Below are 1,211 nucleotides of genomic sequence, written 5' to 3' on the forward strand. Positions count from 1 at the left end.
CAGGCCATAATTCAGGGCAACAGCAGGGGTGTTTATGAGCAGCAAGCAGTACACGGATGAGTTCCGGGCAGAGGCGGTGAAGCAGGTTTTGGAGCGCGGCTTCACGGTGGTGGATGTGGCCGCCCGGATTGGCATCCCCAAGCACACGCTCTACGGGTGGGTGCAGAAGGCGAAGAAGGCCGGCAAGCAGGCCGATGGAGCGGCGTCCGCGGACCACGACGCCGCGGAGATGCGCCGTCTCAAGACCGAGCTCCGGCGGGTCACCGAGGAGCGCGACATCCTAAAAAAAGCCGTCGCGTACTTTGCCAAGGGGTAAAGGCAAAGTACGCGTTCATACGCGCGCACAGTGAAGAGTTCCGGCTGTGCACGATGTGCCGGGTGCTGGGCGTTAACCGCAGTGGTTACTACGCCTGGCGACGACATCCGACCAGCGGCCGCGAGCGCGAGGACCAGCGCCTGCTCGGCCTGATCAAGCACTACTGGCTGGCCAGCGGCGGCGTGTACGGCTACCGCAAGGTCACGTTGGACCTGCGCGAGGCGGGCGAGACGTGCAGTCGCCACCGCGTGCAGCGCCTGATGAAAGCCGAAGGCCTGCGTGCGCAGGTCGGCTACGGGAGCAAGCCGCGCCACCGCGGCGGCCCCGTGGGCGTGGTCGACAACGTGCTGAATCGCGAGTTCGCGCCCGACGCACCGAACACGGTCTGGGTCACCGACATCACCTACATCCGGACCTACGAGGGCTGGTTGTTCCTGGCAGCGGTGATGGACTTGTACTCGCGACAGATCGTGGGCTGGGCGACGGCCCCGACGATGACCAGCGACCTGGTGCTGCAGGCCTTGGTGGCGGCGGTCTGGCGGCGCAAGCCGGGGCCAGGCGTGCTCGTGCACTCGGACCAGGGCAGCCAGTTCACCGGCAGCGACTGGCAGTCGTTCCTGAAGGCACATCGGATGGTGCCGAGCATGAGCCGTCGCGGGAACTGCCACGACAACGCGGTGGCCGAGAGCTTCTTCAGCGTGTTGAAGAAGGAGCGGATCAAGCGGCGGATCTACCCGACACGGGCGACTGCGACCTCCGACGTCTTCGACTACATCGAGATGTTCTACAACGCGGTTCGACGGCATGGTTCCGCTGGCGACGTCTCACCGGTAGAGTTTGAACGGCGCTACGCGCAGAGCGGCCAGTGAGTGTCTATGAAACTCTGGTCGGTCCA

1 protein-coding gene is annotated in these 1,211 nt (G+C 65.1%); it reads left to right on the forward strand.

Annotated features, from left to right (window positions below; genetic code table 11):
* Window positions 1-34 precede the first annotated feature (34 nt).
* Window positions 35-1,185, forward strand: a protein-coding gene (locus ACW7G5_RS14770; RefSeq protein WP_457005774.1) for an IS3 family transposase whose coding sequence is annotated in 2 segments (ribosomal slippage) — window positions 35-290 and window positions 290-1,185 — 1,152 coding nt in all. Because the reading frame shifts where the segments join, the coding sequence is not laid out codon by codon here.
* Window positions 1,186-1,211: the final 26 nt, after the last annotated feature.

Source organism: Luteimonas sp. A501, from assembly GCF_054052085.1.